Raw genomic sequence first — 14764 nt, forward strand, 5'->3', positions numbered from 1 at the left:
GCGCCGGAACCATCACCGCAAGACCCTCACTAAATAGAAAAGCGTAAGGAGAATCACCATGTTGAGCTGGGCAATTACCTTCCTGATCATTGCCATCATCGCCGCTGTACTGGGCTTCGGTGGTATCGCAGGCACCGCCACGGGCATCGCCAAGATTCTCTTTGTCGTGTTTCTGGTGATGTTCATCGCTTCCTTCTTCTTTGGCCGTCGTGGCCGAGGCTGACCATGAGCGTTTCACTCAAGGGACTGGCCGCCGCCCTGTTGCTGGGCGGCAGTGCCATGGCAATGGCTGCCAATGATGGGCAGATGCGCGTCAACCAGTTGCTGGAGGCCGACCCGCAATACCGCGAGACCTGGCAGCACGTCGTGAAAAAAGAAGAACGCCTGCCCGAATGGGTGATGAACCTGTCGGGCGATTCGGAGCAAATGAATGCTGTCGAGGAAGATGGCGACAAGTATTTGGTGGGACCGCTGTGTGAAACCCAGGCAACGTGTCGCAGCAAGCGCCTGATCGTCGCCTTCAGTTTCGACAAGGACGAGGCCTATGCCATGTTGGTGGAGGTCCCCGCCGGGCTGCCGGCCGACAAGTCCCCGACGCGGCATGCCGACTACCGATTCCTCGGCAAGCCCGATGAAGGTATGCAGAAACTGTTAATGGAACAACTCAAGAAAGATCCGAACTGGTACTGATTCTGAAAATGGGAAAAGCAGTCCTGCTTTTCTCTGCTGCACAGCCCGAGGAGGGCCGGTGCATGACCAGGGGGCTGGGACGTTCTGACCGATGAGGGTCGGAGTGACCTACGGGCACAAGGAGTGCCTGCGAAAGGGCCGGGTCAGGTAAAAGCTGCGACGCAAGTTCGCAAGGCCATCACGGCTTGGCGGACTTGCGTAGAGCTTTTTGTTCGCACAATGCGTGCGCCAGAGCGGTGGGTGGATTCACCGCGGCAATTGGCTCAGCGATGCGGCATTTTGTCTCCTCCCGCCGATTTTTTCCCCTTTCCCCAACCGTATATCGGAGAATGCCGGGGCAATTTCTCTCTTGGGCCGCGTCCCGATTCGCTGCTGTTTCATCGGTTCCCCACGTTTGCGAGAGAAAGCCCAGCACGCTGAAATGGCCGGTTCACGGCACTTATGCCTGCATAAATGTCGTATCCGAACCGCTTGGAAGGCGGGTTTCGTTTGAAAAATCTCATGCCGATTCGGCATAGGGTAGGCGTTTACGGCATTAGACGAGCCCCCCTTGCATCGCAATAGTTGCGCCTTTTTTCGCCTGCCAGTAAGCCGCTAACGCGCTCGGGGTGACCTTATACGGGGGCAGGGGCGCGAATGTTTTTCGTCATCGACGATCCGTTCGCGCCCCTGTCCGAGTCCAACTGAAGTAAGGGTAACGATATGAAGAAGGCACGACTAAGCCTCGCCTGGCAGATCCTCATCGGTCTGGTGCTCGGGATTGCATTGGGCGCGCTGCTCAACCATTTCAGTGCCGAGAAGGCCTGGTGGATCAGCAACGTGCTGCAACCGGCGGGCGATATCTTTATCCGTCTGATCAAGATGATCGTGATCCCGATCGTGATTTCTTCGTTGATCGTCGGCATTGCCGGGGTCGGTGATGCCAAGAAGCTCGGGCGCATTGGTCTCAAGACCATCCTTTACTTCGAAGTCGTCACCACCATCGCCATCGTCGTCGGCCTGCTGTTGGCCAACTTCTTCCACCCGGGCAGCGGCATCGACATGAGCACCCTGGGCACGGTAGATATTTCCAAGTACCAGGCCACGGCGGCGGAAGTCCAGCATGAGCATGCGTTCATCGAGACCATTCTCAACCTGATCCCATCCAATATCTTCGCCGCCGTCGCCCGTGGCGAGATGCTGCCGATCATTTTCTTCTCGGTATTGTTCGGCCTGGGCCTGTCCAGCTTGCAATCGGACCTGCGCGAACCGCTGGTGAAAATGTTCCAGGGCGTGTCGGAAAGCATGTTCAAGGTCACCCACATGATCATGAACTACGCCCCGATCGGCGTGTTTGCCCTGATCGCGGTAACGGTCGCCAACTTCGGCTTCGCGTCGCTGCTGCCGCTGGCGAAACTGGTGATCCTGGTTTACGTCGCCATCGCCTTCTTCGCCTTCGTGGTGCTGGGCCTGATCGCCCGCCTGTTCGGCTTCTCGGTGCTCAAGCTGATGCGCATCTTCAAGGATGAGCTGGTGCTGGCCTATTCCACCGCCAGTTCCGAAACCGTGCTGCCGCGCGTGATCGAGAAGATGGAAGCCTACGGCGCGCCGAAAGCCATCTGCAGTTTCGTGGTGCCCACCGGTTATTCGTTCAACCTCGACGGTTCGACCCTGTACCAGAGCATCGCGGCGATTTTCATTGCCCAGCTCTACGGCATCGACCTGTCCATCAGCCAGCAATTGCTGCTGGTGCTGACCTTGATGGTCACCTCCAAAGGCATCGCCGGTGTGCCGGGCGTTTCGTTCGTGGTGCTGCTGGCCACCTTGGGCAGTGTGGGCATTCCGCTGGAAGGCCTGGCCTTCATCGCCGGTGTCGACCGCATCATGGACATGGCCCGTACCGCGCTGAACGTCATCGGCAACGCGCTGGCCGTGCTGGTCATCTCCCGTTGGGAAGGCATGTACGACGATGCCAAGGGCCAGCGCTACTGGAACTCCCTGCCGCACTGGCGCAGCAAAGAGCCGCTGCCGGCGGGGGAAACCTCCAGCCATTGATCACCAAAGATCCATTGGGGGTGTTTGGGCCAGCAACAACGTGCCTGAACAACCCCGACCATTGTGGGAGCCGAGCTTGCTCGCGATGGCGTTGGATCAGTCAGCATTGATGTCGGCTGACACTCCGCCATCGCGAGCAAGCTCGGCTCCCACAAGGATCTCTGTGATCCCCTGAAGCAACAACCAAACCCCGGAGCAATCCGGGGTTTGTCGTTTCTGCCAGCCCCGCTATCATTCGCGGCATCTTCCGGGGGATTTAACTGATGCTCAATGGCCTGTGGCTTGGCTTCTTTATCGTGGCTGCCGTGTCGGCGCTGGCGCAGTGGTTGATCGGCGGCAACGCCGGGATCTTCGCCGCAATGGTGGAAAGCATCTTCGCCATGGCCAAGCTGTCGGTGGAGGTAATGGTCCTGTTGTTCGGCACCCTGACCCTGTGGTTGGGCTTCCTGCGCATCGCTGAAAAGGCCGGCATCGTCGACTGGCTGGCCAAGGCCCTCGGCCCGCTGTTCTTGCGCTTGATGCCGCAAGTGCCTGCCGGCCACCCGGCCATTGGCCTGATCACCCTCAACTTCGCCGCCAATGGCCTGGGGCTGGACAACGCGGCCACCCCCATCGGCCTCAAGGCCATGCGCGCCCTGCAAGACCTCAACCCCAGCCCGACCATCGCCAGCAATGCGCAGATCCTGTTCCTGGTGCTCAACGCCTCCTCGTTGACGCTGCTGCCGGTGACGATCTTCATGTACCGCGCCCAGCAAGGCGCGCCGGACCCGACCCTGGTGTTCCTGCCGATCCTGCTCGCCACCAGCGCCTCGACCCTGGTGGGGCTGCTGTCGGTGGCGTTCATGCAGCGCCTGCGGTTGTGGGATCCGGTGGTGCTGGCTTACCTGATTCCGGGTGCACTGGCGCTGGGCGGTTTCATGGCACTGCTGGCGACGCTCTCGGCCACGGCCCTGGCGGGACTGTCATCGATCCTCGGCAACCTGACGCTGTTCGGCTTGATCATTGTGTTCCTGGTGGTGGGTGCCCTGCGCAAGGTCAAGGTGTATGAGGCCTTCGTCGAAGGCGCCAAGGAGGGCTTCGACGTCGCCAAGACGTTGCTGCCCTACCTGGTAGCAATGCTCTGCGCGGTGGGCGTGCTGCGGGCTTCGGGGGCGCTGGATTTCGGCCTGGACGGCATCCGTCACCTGGTGCAGTGGGCCGGCTGGGACACGCGCTTCGTCGATGCCTTGCCGACCGCCATGGTCAAGCCGTTCTCCGGCAGCGCCGCCCGGGCGATGCTGATCGAGACCATGAAGACCTCCGGCGTCGACAGCTTCCCGGCCTTGGTGGCAGCGACCATCCAGGGCAGCACCGAGACCACGTTCTACGTGCTGGCGGTCTATTTCGGCGCCGTGGGCATCCAGCGGGCGCGCCATGCCGTGGGCTGCGCGCTGCTGGCGGAGTTGGCCGGGGTCGTGGCGGCGATTAGCGTTTGCTACTGGTTCTTCGGTTGACCTGAGTCTCCCCGCGGCCCCTAGGGTTGGGTCGGCGTTGCGAAACGCTGGCCTTGCTCCAATGTCCAGGCCACCACTTCGGCCGTCAGCCGGTCACCGGCCCGGCCAAAGCCGTCCACCACCGCCGGCACTTTCACATCGCTGAGCGGCTGGCGCACTTCAAAACGGCGACTGGCCAGGATGCGCTGGTCGAACCCGCGCACCAGCAGCGCGTCCAGGCGAATCACCACGTTGGCCGCAGTGCCCTGGTATTCGGTCTGGAACGCCTGCAATTGCCCGCCCAGCTCCAGGTCTGCTTGCAGGTTGCTGTCGGCGACGCTCAACAACCTGACGCGTCCATCCTGGGCGAAGCCATCGAGCAGGCGGTTGCGCAACAGCACGGGGGCAGGGTCGCTCCAGCGCGAAGCGGCGTAACTGCTGAACAGATTGCCCTGGGGGATCACCGCGATTTTCGGGCTGTTGAGCACCTCGCTGGCCTGGGGGCTGGCCAGGCGCAGCGACCAGCTCACCGCCGCGCCCGCAGATGCCGGGGTCTGGGTGGCGGGCAGGCGATAGACGTCCGCAGGTTCGCTCTTGGGCAGGATCGAACAACCGGCCAGCAGGATAAAACCTGTCAGCAACAGGGCAGGGCGGATGAGTCGATTGGACGGCTTCATGGCGTGAACTCCTTGTCCTTGTCATTGCCCAGCAAGTAACCGCTGGGGTTGGCATCCAGGCGCCGGGAGATCCCCCGCAGGGCGCTCAGGGTTTCGCGCAGTTCACGCACGGCTGGCGCCAGGGCATTGAGGCCCTGCATGCCGTTATTCAATGAATCGCGGTTGTCGTTCAGCAGCTTGTCGAGGGTCGCGGTGCTGCGAGCCAGGGACTGCATGGCCTGTCCGGCGCTGCCGAACGCCTGTTTGCCCTGGTCGTCGAGCAAGCCATTGGCGTTGCGCATCAACGCCGTGGTCTGCTCCAGCGTGGCACTGGCCTGTTTGCCGATGGACGCCAGTTGCTGCATGGCCTGGCGAATGTCGCCGCGCTGCTCGGCAATGACCCCGGTGGTTTGCTCCAGATGCTCAAGGGTCTTGCCCAGGCGCTGAACGTTGTCCGAGGAAAACACCTCGTTGGCGTTGTGCAGCAGCAGGTTGATGCTGGTCATCAAGTCATCGCTGTTGTTGAGCAGGCGGGCGATGGGCGAGGGCGCGGCGATGATCACCGGCGGTTCACCGTTGTGCCCGGTCAGCGCCGGGCTCTGGGGCGTACCGCCGCTGAGCTGGATGATCGAGGTGCCGGTGATGCCGGTCAGTGCCAGCTTGGCCTGGGTGTCCTGCTTGATCGGTGTTTCACCGCTCAAGCGCACCCGCGCCAGCACCCGGCGCGGGTCGTTCGGGTCCAGGCGCAGGTTGACGACGTCGCCGACCTTGATGCCGCTGTACTCCACCGAACTGCCCCGGGACAATCCGCTGACCGCCTCGTTGAACACCACTTCGTAATCCTTGAACTCGCTGTCCACGCTGGACTTGGCCAGCCATAGGCCAAACAGCAGGGCGCTGGCCACCACAATGACGGTGAACAGGCCGATCAGCACATGATGGGCTCGGGTTTCCATGTCAAACCTCGTTCGATTGTGTAGCGGCCGATAACGCCGCGCGGCCGCGCGGGCCATGGAAGTATTCGTGAATCCAGGCGTCGTCGGTTTCCGACACCTTGTCGATGACATCGGCCACCAGCACTTTTTTCTGCGCCAGTACCGCCACCCGGTCGGTGATGGTGTAGAGGGTGTCCAGGTCATGGGTGACCAGGAACACGCTCAAGCCCAGGGCATCGCGCAGCGTCAGGATCAACTGGTCGAACGCCGCCGCACCGATGGGGTCGAGGCCGGCGGTGGGTTCGTCGAGAAACAGGATGTCCGGGTCCAGGGCCAACGCCCGGGCCAGGGCGGCGCGCTTGATCATGCCGCCGGACAGCGAGGCGGGGTACTTGTCGGCGGCCGATAACGGCAGGCCGGCCAAGGCCAGTTTCACCGCCGCCAGGTGCTCGGCGTCGACGCGGCTGAGCCCGGCGTGTTCGATCAGTGGCAGGGCGACGTTTTCTGTCACGGTCAGTGACGAAAACAGCGCACCTTTCTGGAACAACACGCCAAAGCGTCGCTCCACCCGCGAACGTTGTTCCGGGGGCAGGCTCGGCAAGTCCTCGCCGAACACCCGCACAGAACCTTCGCTGGGCCGGTTCAGGCCGACGATGCTGCGCAGCAGCACCGATTTGCCGCTGCCGGAGCCGCCGACCACGGCGAGAATCTCGCCCTTGTACACATCAAGGTCGAGGTTTTCATGCACGCTCTGGCGGCCAAAGCGATTGCACAGGCCGCGCACTTGAATCACTGCCTCGGTGGGCGGTCGCGGGGGTTGGCTCACCAGTTCATCTCCATGAAAAACAACGCGGCCACGGCATCGAGCACGATCACCACGAAAATCGACTGCACCACGCTGGACGTGGTGTGGGCCCCGACCGATTCGGCACTGCCACTGACCTTGAAACCCTCCAGGCAGCCCACCGCAGCGATCAGGAAGGCAAAGATCGGCGCCTTGACCATCCCCACCACGAAATGCTGCACGCCAATGTCCGACTGCAACAGCGTCAGGAACATGGCCGGTGAAATACCCAGCGACAACGCGCAGACCACGCCGCCACCGATAATCCCGGAAAGCATGGCCACGAAGGTCAGCATCGGCAGCGCCACCAACAACGCCAGCACCCGTGGAATCACCAGCAACTCGACCGGATCGAGGCCCAGGGTGCGGATCGCGTCGATTTCTTCGTTGGCCTTCATCGAGCCGATCTGCGCGGTGAACGCGCTGGCGGTGCGGCCCGCCATGAGGATCGCCGTGAGCAACACGCCGAATTCGCGCAGGAACGAGAACGCCACCAGGTCCACGGTAAAGATGCTGGCGCCGAAATCGGCCAGCACGGTCGCCCCGAGGAACGCTACCACCGCGCCCACCAGGAACGTCAGCAGGGCGACGATGGGAGCCGCGTCCAGGCCGGTCTGTTCGATGTGGACGACCATCGGGGTCATGCGCCAGCGCCGGGGGTGAAACAGGTTGCGGGCCAGGGTTTCCAGGATCAGGCCGACAAAACCCAGCAATTGCAGGGTGTCTTGCCAGACTTTGTCCACAGCGCGACCGATGCGCGTCAGCAACTGTGTCATCACGCTGACCTGGGGCTCTTTCACCGGCACACAGAAGTCCGTCAGCGAGCGATAGACCGTCTGCAACAGCGCTCGCTCGGCGGCCGGCAAGCTGCAATCAGGGTGCTCGGCGGTCCTGCCCAGCCGTTCGGAACCCAGCAGTTCCACCAGCAACGAAGCCCCGGCGGTGTCGAGGGTGCCGAGGCCATTGAGGTCGATCAGGGTGTTTTCGTCGTATTGGCCGCGCAAGGATTCGCTCAAGCGCTTGAGCTGCGCGTAATGAGCCAGCGTCCAGTCGCCGCTGACCCATAGCTTCGCCGCAGGGCCGGACTTATCCAGTCGGGCAGTGCCAATGGGGGATCCTGGGGTCATACGCTCCATGCTCGTTCGACTTGAACAGCGCTACCTAATAACACGACCGCCGTCATTTTGCCTCGGGGGTGGCGGCGCTCACATTGAACCGCAGCACACCGATCATCTGGCCATTTTCCGTCAGCACCCGCACCTGCCATTTGCCGGTCGGGTCTTGCGGGAAGTTCTGTTTGTGGGTCCAGGCGCGATAGCCTTCCTTGCGGCCGCCGTGAATGTCCAGGGCAATGCGGTCGACTTCTTTGCCGTTGAACTGCCAGACGTGATAAATCCGCTCGTCGAGCCCGCGCGGCGCGTTGATGGCGGTGTAGGCGTACAGGCCATTGCTACGGATCTGGTCGGCGCTGACCTCTTTGAGACTGTCGCCCGGCGTGCGGTCCTCCACTTGGGTACTGATCGCCACTTCGGTCATCCACAGCGTGGCCGGCGGCACCCAGGAACGCAGCACCCAGCCAGTGGCGCCAATCCCCAGGGTGATGCACAGGATTGCCAAGGCGTTGCGCACGGTGCGGATCGGGAAGATCGAGGCCAGGCTCGGGAACGACAGCAGCATGGCAATGCCCAGCGCCAGCTTGAAACTTTGGTCGGTGGTCAGGTGCAGGATGACCGGTAACGCGGTGAGCAGGGCGGCGAACAGCGTCAGCGTGTGCAACGCCAGGAACGCCCAGCGCCGCGGTGCCAGCCATTTGTAATAGAGCGGGTCGGTGATCGAGATCAGCGCCGCGATCGTCAGCAGGCCGGTGAAAATCAGCTGGCTGCTGTTCCAGGTGGTGGTAATGAAGAAAAACGGCAGGACAAAAAACAGGCTTTCCTGGTGAATCATCTGCGTGGCGTAGCGCAACAGCGGCTGGGGTATTTCCCGTTTGAAAATCCGCGTGAACAGCCGGGTCATGCTGTTCTCGACCATCAGCCAGAGCCAGCTCACCAGCATCATGATGGCGATCCAGGTCGCCAGGCCCTGCTGGCGGTCCACCAGCATGAAGCTGCCGAGTCCGGAGATGAAACCACCGAGCGCAATGACCCCTGGATAGCGCTTCATTAGTTCGAGGAGGCGCTGGATGTAGAGCGTCAGGTTTTGCATTCGGTGGTTTCACAGTAAGTCGTAGGAAATATCCCTGACAGAGTATCGTCAGGGCATCGATGTGACGAGCGCGCTTTTGTGGCGAGGGGATTTATCCCCGCTGGGTTGTGGGAGCACAGCTTGCGCGCGAAACCGGCGTCTCGATGTAAAGATCGCATCGCCCCCATCGCGGGCAAGCCTTGCCCACTGAAGGGCAACACCATCGCGAACCTATTCTTCGTTCGTTCGAGCCCTGCGGCGCACCTGCCACACCACCAACCCGAGCAACAGCAACCCCAACAAGCCGCCCAGCCCCCAGACGAGCTCATCGTCACCGAGCAACGGCTTTTCGATGCGCAGGTAACCCGGGTCCTTGAGCAGTTCGCGCAGGGCCACGTTGGCCTGTTCCAGGCTCACCTCCTGCAGTCGCAGGGCCGGGTTGGCGAAGCGGCCGTCTTCATAATCGCCCAGGGCGCCCCAGTAGTAATCGGCCAGTGCGCTGTTGCCTTGAACCGCCCAGGACTGATGGGCAATGGCCGCGCGCTTGATGCGCACGAAATCGGCGGGGTCCAGGCCATCCTTGAGCAATCTCTTGCGCAGTTCTTCCAGCGCCTGTTCGGCTTCGGGCAAGTCTTCGCGGGACAGATCGGCGTTCAGGCTGAAGAAGCCAACGCCGCCGAACACCTCGCGTTCGGTCCACGGCCCGTAGGACAGGCCGCGGGCCAGGCGCAATTGGCGATAGAGCGCCCAGTCCAGGTAATCCTTGAGCAGGTCGAAGGTTTCGTCATGCTGCTCATCCAGCACCGGCTCCGGGAACAGCCAATGTAGCTTGGCGCTGTTGCCGACCAGGCCATGGATCAGGTTGCGCTTGGTGACCGCCTTGTAGCGGATCTGCGGCAGCGCCTCATGTTCGCTGGGCTCCACCGGCTCGAGTTCGCCAAAGGCGCGCTCCAGGTAGGCCGGCAACAGTCGGTCGAGGTCGCCGACCACGATCAGCGTCATGTTGTTCGGCGCATACCAGTCCTTGCGCACCTGCTTGAGCCGGGCAAGGGTGAGGTGTTCGACCTCGGCCCGTTCCGCGCAGCGCAGGCCCAACTCAACCGCCAGCTGGTTGCTGGCCTTGTGGCCCAGGTCTTGGTGATCGAGCCAGCGTTGCAGGTGGGTGTAGTGGCCGCCGTCTTCGCGTTCCACCACCCGCTTGGCCGCTTCCAGGGCTTTTTCATCGACGCGGGTGCGGGTCAACAGCGCCAGCAGCAAGTCCAGGACCTTGCGTTGATTACGCGCCGGCGCTTCGATGACGAACGTGGTGTCGGCGTTGCTGGTGAAGGCATTCCACTCGCCACCCAAGGCCTGCATGCGCTCTTCCAGGCCGCCTTCACCGCTTTCATCGACGCCGCTGAACAGCAAGTGTTCGAGCAGATGCGGCAGTTCCTTGTCGGCGCAACTGAAGTCGTCCAGGCCCACGCCGACCACCAGGCGAATGGCCACGTGCCCGCGTTCGCTACCGGGCTTGAGCAGCAATTGCATCCCGTTGGGCAAGGCGTAACCCTCGACCTGAAACCGGTCCAGGGCAACTGCAGGCAAGGCACCGAGCAAGAAAAGGGTGAATAACAGAGCACGCATAAACGGCTTCCTGGCGACTGACAGTCCAATCCTACTGACTGGTCAATGCGTCAGATGTTCAAGGCGAATGGGTAATGTCGGAAATTTCATCCGCCGCCAGTGCGCCGATCTCGGCCGTCTCCAGCACCACATAAGCGCTGCCGCAAAACAGCGAGTTGAGGCGTCTCATGTCGGCGATCAGCTCCAGGTGCAGGGAACTGGTCTCCAGGCTTTGTACGACCTTGCGCTGCAGGCGGCTGACATGGGCGTGGGCCATGCGCCGCTCCTGCGCCCGAAAGCGCCGTTTCTCACGCAGCAACTGGCGGGCGCTTTCCCGGTCGGCACTGAGAAATACCGACAGCCCCAGCCGCAGGTTGGCGATCAAGTGGCTGTGCAGCCCCGCCAACTCCTCCAGGCCTACGTCGGAAAAGGAGCGACGTTGCGAGGTTTTCTGCTGCTGGACCTTGCGCAACATGCGCTCGATGAGGTCGCTGGCCAGCTTGAGGTTGATCGCCAGCTCGATGATTTCCGCCCAACGGCGGCTGTCCTGTTCGCTGAGGTCCTCGCGGGGCATTTGCGCCATGTACAACTTGATTGCACTGCACAGCGCTTCGACGTCGTCGCTCATGCGCCGCATATCCTGGGTCACCGCCGTCTGCGCGCCGCGCAGCACGTCCAGCATGGCTTCGAGCATGCTTTCGATCAGATCGCCGATGCGCAGGGTTTCTCGGGCCGCGTTCGCCAGCGCCAGGCTTGGGGTGACGAGGGCCGTGAGGTCCAGGTGCCGTGGCTTGGCCGTGCCGTTGGTCTCGGGTCGTTCCGGCATCAGCCAGGCGCAGAGCCTGGCCATGGGGGCAACGCTGGGCAGCAGTACCAGGCAACGCACGGCGTTATAGAGCAGATGAAAACCGATCACCGTTTCCTGAGGGCTGAAATCCAGGCTGTCGAGCCAGACCACCAGCGGATCGAGCACCGGAATGATCAACAACAGCCCGATCAGCTTGTACAGCAGGCTGCCCAGCGCCACCTGGCGCCCGGCGGTGTTCTGCATGCTGGTGCTGAGAAACGCCAGGACGCCGCTGCCGATGTTGGCGCCGATCACCAGGCCGATGGCCACTGGCAGGCTGATCACCGCGGCCCCGGCCAATGTCGCGGTCAACAGCACGGCGGCCAGGCTGGAATAGGAGATCATCGCGAACAGCGCGCCGACCAGCGCATCGAGCAGGATGTCACCGGTCAGCGAGGCGAAGATCACTTTCACGCCCTGGGCATGGGTGATGGGAGCGGCGGCCTCGACGATCAATTGCAGGGCCAGGATGATCAGGCCCAGGCCGATGCCGACCCGGCCCATTTGCCCGACGCGCGTCTGTTTGCGCGACAGGAAAAAAATCACCCCGAGGAAAATCAGCAGCGGCGACAGCCACGACAGGTCGAGGGTCAGCACCCGTGCCATCAGCGCGGTGCCGACATCGGCGCCGAGCATGGTCGCCAGGGCAGGAGTCAGCGCCATCAGCCCCTGGCCGACGAACGAGGTGACGAGCATGGCCGTGGCGTTGCTGCTCTGGACCATGGCCGTGACCATGATGCCCGCGACAAACGCCAGCCAGCGCCTGGACATGTTCTGGCCGATGACATGGCGCAGGTTCGAGCCATAGACCCGCAAGATGCCGGTACGCACGATATGCGTGCCCCAGATCAGCAGGGCCACAGCGGAGAGCAAATTGAGCAGGGTCAGCATGAGAAGCCCCCTGTTAGCGTCCCAAAGGAACAAATTGACGATGTCACATTCTTCTTTCTTGTACTTAAGCTGTAGTTGGCGAACGGTTCGGGCGCCAGCATTGCACAGCTAAAGAATCGTTTGAAACAAAACTGTCATGAAAACCCGGTCGATGGCTATCTTCAAAACGATGAGATCCCTGTGGGAGCGAGCTTGCTCGCGATGGCGGCCTGACAGTCAATGAAGAGGTCGACTGTCCTGCCCTCATCGCGAGCAAGCTCGCTCCCACAGGGACACGGGCATGAAAAAGGGGCTGCGAAAGCCCCTTCATTCACTGCCCCGCAACCCTTACTGGCCCGGAATATCCTTACGCAGTTTCACCGGATCCTGCTGCTTGCGCTTGCGCGCAATGGCGGTACGCATCTTGATGTTGATCGCTTCCACCGCCAGGGAGAACGCCATGGCGAAGTAGACGTAGCCTTTTGGCACGTGCACGTCGAACGACTCGGCGATCAGCACGGTGCCGACCACCAGCAGGAACGACAGCGCCAGCATCTTCAGCGACGGGTGCTTGTCGATGAACTCACTGATGGTGCCCGAAGCCAGCATCATCACCAGCACCGCCACGATGATCGCGGCGACCATCACCGGTACATGGGAAACCATGCCGACCGCGGTGATGACCGAGTCCAGGGAGAACACGATGTCGATGATCGCGATCTGGATGATGGTATAGAGAAAGTTGCCGCCCTTGCCCGAAGGCTCGTCGCCGCTTTCGTCTTCGCCTTCCAGCGCGTGGTACATCTCCTGGGAGCTTTTCCACAGCAGGAACAGGCCACCGAAGAACAGGATCAGGTCACGACCGGAGATGCCTTGGCCGAAGACTTCGAACAAATCGGCGGTCAGGCGCATGACCCAGGTGATGGACAGCAGCAACAGGATCCGCGTGACCATGGCCAGCGCCAGGCCGAAGATCCGGGTGCGCGCCTGCATGTGCTTGGGCATGCGGCTGACCAGGATCGAGATCATGATGATGTTGTCGATGCCCAGGACAATTTCCAGGGCGGTCAAGGTAAAGAAGGCAACCCAGATTTCCGGGTTGGTCAGCCATTCCATGTGAATTCCTTTGAGCGAGTGTTAAACCACGACGCCAGCGATGAGCTGGCGGCGTAGTCGTTTGATGCCGTTACAGTTACAGAGTGCTGAACAGTGGGAAAGTCCCCAACAGCAATGCTGCAACCAGTATGCACAGGCAGACCAGTACTGCCCACTTCAGGGTGAAACGTTGGTGATCGCCGAACTCGATCCCGGCCAGCGCGACCAGCAGGTAGGTCGATGGCACCAGCGGGCTCAGCAGATGGACCGGTTGGCCAACGATCGAGGCGCGGGCCATTTCCACCGCCGTGATGCCGTAGTGGCTGGCCGCTTCGGAAAGCACTGGCAACACACCATAGTAAAACGCGTCGTTCGACATGAAGAACGTGAATGGCATGCTGACCAGCGCCGTGATCACCGCCAGGTACGGGCCGAGGAAATCAGGGATCACCGCCAGCAGGCTTTTCGACATGGCATCGACCATGCCGGTGCCGGACAGGATACCAGTGAAGATACCTGCTGCGAAAATCAGGCTGACCACCGACAACACGCTGCCGGCATGCGCCGCGACGCGATCCTTCTGCTGTTGCAGGCAAGGGTAGTTGACGATCATCGCGATGCTGAAGGCCACCATGAACAGCACTGGAAGTGGCAGGAGACCGGCGATCAGGGTACACATCAACACCAGGGTCAACAGGCCGTTGAACCAGATCAGTTTCGGACGGCGCGCATCCGGGAACTGCGAAACGCTGAGTTCACTGTGATCGATTTCGTCGCCGATCAGATGCAGCTCACCCAGGCGCGCACGTTCACGCTTGCCGTAGAAATAGGCGATGACCAGGATCGCCACCACACCGGCGGCCATTGCCGGGATCATCGGCACGAAGATGTCGGACGGGTCCACGTGCAGGGCACTGGCCGCACGGGCCGTCGGGCCGCCCCACGGGGTCATGTTCATCACGCCGCCAGCGAGGATGATCAGGCCAGCCATGATGCGCGGGCTCATGCCGATACGGCTGTAGAGCGGCAGCATCGCGGCCACGCAGATCATGTAAGTGGTCGCGCCGTCACCATCAAGGGAAACGACGAGCGCCAGAACGGCGGTACCGACCGAAACTTTCAACGGGTCGCCCTTGACCAGCTTGAGGATCTTGCGCACGGCCGGGTCGAACAGGCCGGAGTCGATCATCAGGGCAAAATACAGAATCGCGAACATCAGCATCACCCCGGTCGGGGCGAGCTTGGTGATGCCTTCGAGCATCATCGGGCCGATTTTCGGCGCAAAACCGCCGAACAGGGCGAACAGGATCGGGATGATGATCAAGGCGATCAGCGCGGACAGGCGCTTGGTCATGATCAGGAACATGAACGTGATGACCATGGCGAAGCCAAGGAAAGTCAGCATAGGAAATACTCCAGGCGTGGCACGGCGGGCAAAAGCGAACCGAAAGGGTCAGCGCAGGATGCAAGGCTCGAGACGGACGGATGGAGTGGGTGCAGCGGGACGGGTAGCAGCGGACATCAGAATCACCATT

The 14764-nt window shown here is 61.9% G+C and carries 13 protein-coding genes; 4 read left to right on the plus strand and 9 right to left on the minus strand.

All coding sequences use genetic code 11. From position 1 onward, the window contains the following. Positions 1 to 58: 58 nt before the first annotated feature. From KI237_RS00310 to KI237_RS00325, 4 genes are all read left to right on the plus strand, one after another. Complete coding sequence (locus KI237_RS00310) at positions 59 to 223, plus strand: DUF1328 domain-containing protein (RefSeq protein WP_003177151.1); 165 nt, start codon at positions 59 to 61, stop codon at positions 221 to 223. A 2-nt stretch (positions 224 to 225) separates the two neighbouring features. Continuing rightward, entirely contained in the window at positions 226 to 690 is a 465-nt protein-coding gene (locus KI237_RS00315; protein WP_212798317.1) for an inhibitor of vertebrate lysozyme family protein, read from the plus strand. 702 nt (positions 691 to 1392) lie between these two features. After that, entirely contained in the window at positions 1393 to 2724 is a 1332-nt protein-coding gene (gene gltP / locus KI237_RS00320) for a glutamate/aspartate:proton symporter GltP (RefSeq protein WP_212798318.1), read from the plus strand. Positions 2725 to 2987: 263 nt separating this feature from the next. Then, entirely contained in the window at positions 2988 to 4217 is a 1230-nt protein-coding gene (locus KI237_RS00325; RefSeq protein WP_212798319.1) for a spore maturation protein, read from the plus strand. Between the two features lie 20 nt (positions 4218 to 4237). On the opposite strand, the gene KI237_RS00330 is transcribed toward KI237_RS00325, so the two are convergent. The 9 genes from KI237_RS00330 to KI237_RS00370 form a co-directional block, all read right to left on the minus strand. Beyond that, positions 4238 to 4873, minus strand: a complete 636-nt coding sequence (locus KI237_RS00330) for an ABC-type transport auxiliary lipoprotein family protein (RefSeq protein WP_212798320.1) — start codon at positions 4871 to 4873, stop codon at positions 4238 to 4240. Next, entirely contained in the window at positions 4870 to 5808 is a 939-nt protein-coding gene (locus tag KI237_RS00335; protein WP_212798321.1) for an MlaD family protein, read from the minus strand. Before KI237_RS00335 ends, KI237_RS00330 begins: the two co-directional genes overlap by 4 nt. Position 5809: 1 nt before the next feature. Then, positions 5810 to 6613, minus strand: a complete 804-nt coding sequence (locus KI237_RS00340) for an ABC transporter ATP-binding protein (RefSeq protein ID WP_212798322.1) — start codon at positions 6611 to 6613, stop codon at positions 5810 to 5812. After that, complete coding sequence (locus KI237_RS00345; protein ID WP_212798323.1) at positions 6610 to 7758, minus strand: ABC transporter permease; 1149 nt, start codon at positions 7756 to 7758, stop codon at positions 6610 to 6612. The genes KI237_RS00340 and KI237_RS00345 overlap by 4 nt, the downstream gene beginning before the upstream one ends. 52 nt (positions 7759 to 7810) lie before the next feature. Then, on the minus strand, positions 7811 to 8836 hold the full coding sequence (locus KI237_RS00350; protein ID WP_212798324.1) for a DUF5924 family protein: 1026 nt from the start codon (positions 8834 to 8836) through the stop codon (positions 7811 to 7813). Positions 8837 to 9046: 210 nt separating this feature from the next. Then, on the minus strand, positions 9047 to 10438 hold the full coding sequence (locus KI237_RS00355) for a M16 family metallopeptidase (RefSeq protein ID WP_212798325.1): 1392 nt from the start codon (positions 10436 to 10438) through the stop codon (positions 9047 to 9049). A gap of 58 nt (positions 10439 to 10496) precedes the next feature. Continuing rightward, entirely contained in the window at positions 10497 to 12155 is a 1659-nt protein-coding gene (locus tag KI237_RS00360; protein WP_212798326.1) for a Na/Pi cotransporter family protein, read from the minus strand. 327 nt (positions 12156 to 12482) lie between these two features. After that, positions 12483 to 13250, minus strand: coding sequence for a TerC family protein (locus KI237_RS00365; RefSeq protein WP_212798327.1), 768 nt, complete (start codon positions 13248 to 13250; stop codon positions 12483 to 12485). Positions 13251 to 13326: 76 nt separating this feature from the next. Then, on the minus strand, positions 13327 to 14634 hold the full coding sequence (locus KI237_RS00370; protein WP_212798328.1) for a CitMHS family transporter: 1308 nt from the start codon (positions 14632 to 14634) through the stop codon (positions 13327 to 13329). Positions 14635 to 14764 lie beyond the last annotated feature (130 nt).

This window comes from Pseudomonas sp. St316, from assembly GCF_018325905.1.
In the GTDB taxonomy this organism is placed as follows: Bacteria; Pseudomonadota; Gammaproteobacteria; order Pseudomonadales; family Pseudomonadaceae; genus Aquipseudomonas.